The organism is Arsenophonus sp. ENCA, assembly GCF_002287155.1.
GTDB lineage: Bacteria > Pseudomonadota > Gammaproteobacteria > Enterobacterales > Enterobacteriaceae > Arsenophonus > Arsenophonus nilaparvatae.
This window is the reverse complement of the sequence record NZ_NHNG01000115.1, coordinates 1-3,027: the sequence shown is the minus strand read 5'-3', so window position 1 is coordinate 3,027 and position 3,027 is coordinate 1. Positions and strand designations below refer to the sequence as shown.

General features: G+C 47.7%; 2 protein-coding genes and 3 pseudogenes. 4 read left to right on the top strand and 1 reads right to left on the bottom strand.

Annotated features, from left to right (window positions below; all coding sequences use genetic code 11):
* Positions 1-366: 366 nt before the first annotated feature.
* Positions 367-663, top strand: a pseudogene (locus tag CBG25_RS03335) (baseplate protein); the annotation flags it as partial.
* Here the strand turns inward: CBG25_RS03335 and CBG25_RS03330 are convergent.
* The gene (locus tag CBG25_RS03330) at positions 660-977 is read right to left on the bottom strand and encodes a DUF1640 domain-containing protein (RefSeq protein ID WP_290604509.1); all 318 of its coding nucleotides are present in this window, start codon (positions 975-977) and stop codon (positions 660-662) included. The pseudogene CBG25_RS03335 and the gene CBG25_RS03330 sit on opposite strands and share 4 nt — an antisense overlap.
* Before the next feature lie 47 nt (positions 978-1,024).
* Here CBG25_RS03330 and CBG25_RS03325 point away from each other — a divergent pair.
* From CBG25_RS03325 to CBG25_RS03315, 3 genes and pseudogenes are all read left to right on the top strand, one after another.
* Positions 1,025-1,594 (top strand): annotated as a pseudogene (locus CBG25_RS03325) (phage baseplate assembly protein V).
* Between the two features lies 1 nt (position 1,595).
* A complete protein-coding gene (locus CBG25_RS03320) occupies positions 1,596-1,991 on the top strand; it encodes a phage GP46 family protein (RefSeq protein ID WP_290604507.1) in 396 nt (131 codons plus the stop codon).
* Positions 1,981-3,027 (top strand): annotated as a pseudogene (locus tag CBG25_RS03315) (baseplate J/gp47 family protein); the annotation flags it as partial. The gene CBG25_RS03320 and the pseudogene CBG25_RS03315, both read left to right, overlap by 11 nt.

Here is a 3,027-nt window from a genome sequence, read left to right as displayed (position 1 = left end):
AAAGTCAACATGACCTGAATAGAGGTAAATGGCTGGCACTTCGACAAACATCTTCATGGTGCCATCTCGCGAATGAAGGTTGCCAGCCAACACGGAGAAATTCCGGTTGTCAGCCGTAACGTACAGTAAGCCTGTTGCTCAATAGTGAAATAAAACTGCTTTCAATAAAAACAAGTTAGATACATCTAAAAAACACAAAAATAGGTTATTTTTTAATCTTATATGGGTCATTTTTAATTCAAAAATTGATTATTTTATCATCAACAGCTGGTTTTTTTGTAAGTCACAATTAATTTTGCTATTGAGCAACAGGCTTTATGTATGACCAAGGATTTACTTTGTTGCATTTCGTTTGGGAATTGGCGAGCCAGTTGTCACGCACGTAGCGAATTTGAAGCTAGGCAGCGGGCAGCCAGAACCGATGAAACCACTTATACGGTGCAAGGTTGGCGGCAAGGTGACGGCAGTCTGTGGAGACCTAACCAGCGCGTGATTGTATTTGATCCGGTGTTGGGTTTTAACAACCGTGAACTGGTCATTAGCGAGGTGGTGTATACGCAGGATGAAGGCGGTACGTTATGTGAACTGCGAGTCTGGCCAGAAGCGGCTTATATTCCTCCGCTTGAGGAATTGAAAGCACCAGACGAAGAATATGAAATCTAAAGAAATTTCATCGCAGCAATGGTTAAGCCAAACAATGTAACCATCAGACCACCGAGTTTAAAAAGCAAATCCTTGCTTATCATGCTGATATCTTTACGGATATCAGCTATTTGATGAGTCATCTCCTTGCGTACATCTGCAATTTCAGCAGACAAATCCTTGCGCACATCTTCAAGATCGCGTTTGGTAGCAAGATCTGCTACTTCATGCGACTTACGCACAACAAGGGTTATAGCCTTGGCTTGCTCCCTGTTGAGGCCGGAGTTTTCCAGCTTTTCAACGAATTCTTGAGTATCAAATGCAACTTGGCCCATTCAGCAATCTCCTGTTTTTCTTAGTTTAACCTATTAATGAGTGAATTATGCAAACTTTTTTTTCTACTTTGCAGCGCGGCCTTGCTCGTCTCTGGTCACGGGCAGTCGTTCAACGGCTGAATAGTACGCCAGCCTGTCAATAAGTAGATGTTGCAATGATAGCAGGCGATACAAAAGCAGGCATGGAATATCTCGAGCCTTACGGCTTTACCTCGACGGCTCATGCAGGTGCAGAAGGGGTTGCGCTATTCCTCGCTGGCGACCGCTCTCACGGCATTGTGATTAACGTCGCTGACCGGCGTTATCGGCTTCAGGGGCTAAAAGAAGGTGAGGTTGCCATCTATACCGACGAAGGCGATAGCATCGTGCTTAAGCGTGGCCGGTTAATCGAAGCGACGACATAGACGTTCATTTTGAACGCTAAAAACAAGGTGGTACTTAATACCGCATTAATCGAAACATCCGGTGCAATCAAGGCGGAGAAATCGATTACGTCTGCTGCTGAGGTGCAAGATAAAGTCGGTTCATTAAGCACGATGAGGAAACAGTACAACAGCCATGCGCATTCAGGCGATAGCGGCGGCATGACCGGTACACCGACTCAAGGGATGAAATAATATGACAGGCATCCCTATTCAACATGATGACCGATTAAACCGTGCCGTGATTATCTCGCTGTTCACCTGGCGACGCGCTGAACCGGATGATGACACCGATACACCATTTGGGTGGTGGGGTGATACGTGGCCGACGGTACAAAACGCCCGCATTGGCTCTCGATTGCATCTGCTGAAACGCACAACCTTAACCCATCAGACGGCGCAAAAAGCGAAGGAGTATATCGCTCAGGCACTCAAGTGGATGACGGAGGACGGGGTAGCGCTTCGGGTTGATATTGAGGTCGTGCGCTCAGGCATCGATAAATTAACCGCAACCGTCATCCTGATCTTACCTGACCATAACATAAAAACGATGACACTCAATAACCTGTGGAGCGTGATCCATGCAAACTAGCGGTTTTTCGCGCCCGACGCTGCCCCAACTGATAGATACCATTCGCGGTGATTTACTCACGCGATTTAATGAAGATAGTGTGTTACGCCGTCTTGATACTGAGGTGTACGCCAGAGTACAGGCAGCCGCTATTCACACCTTGTACGGCTATATCGATTATTTAGCTCGCAATATCTTGCCGGATTTAGCCGATGAAGACTGGTTGACCCGGCACGGTAATATTAAGCGTTGTCCACGCAAAGGGGCGACCAAAGCGAACGGCTTTGTTCGCTGGGAAGGTTTACAAAATGGCATATCAATACCTTCTGACACTGAAATACACCGCGATGATGGGCAAATCTACACCACAACGGCTCCAACAAAATCAGCCAATGGTGTACTTCGCGTACCCGTCGTTGCAAAAAGCAGCGGTCAGGCGGGCAATTGCGAAGACGGTATCGCACTACGTCTGGCAACCCCGATAACGGGATTGTCGTCTACCGGCTATGCCGATAACATCAGGACGGGCACAAACATCGAAGACCTGGATAGCTGGCGACAACGTATCATGGCGCGCTGGTACGATACGCCACAAGGCGGTGCAGATAGTGATTATGTTCGCTGGGCTAAAGAAGTTTTAGGCATAACTCGCGCATGGACACATAGACACAAAAACGGTATCGGCACGGTTGGGGTCATGGTGGCGAGTGATGATGTAGACCATCCTGCCCCCACACAGGAAATATTAACCAAAGTCAGAGAGCATATTTTACCCCTTGCCCCTGTTGCCGGAAGAGGCTTAACTATTTTCCCCGTTACAGCAAAAAACGTTGCTATTTCGATAGCCTTATCAACGGATACGCCAGAAATACGGGCAGCGGTTATCGCAGAAATCAAAGCCTTCTTACAGCGAGAAGGGGCCGGGAGCCTGGCAGCAAACTTTTTCTTTCAAGACTCGCGGAGGCCATCAGTCTTGCGGCAGGTGAAGTCGCTCATCGCCTGATTGCACCAACGGCAGATATTGAATTAACCAATACAGAGGTGCCGGTATTGGGCG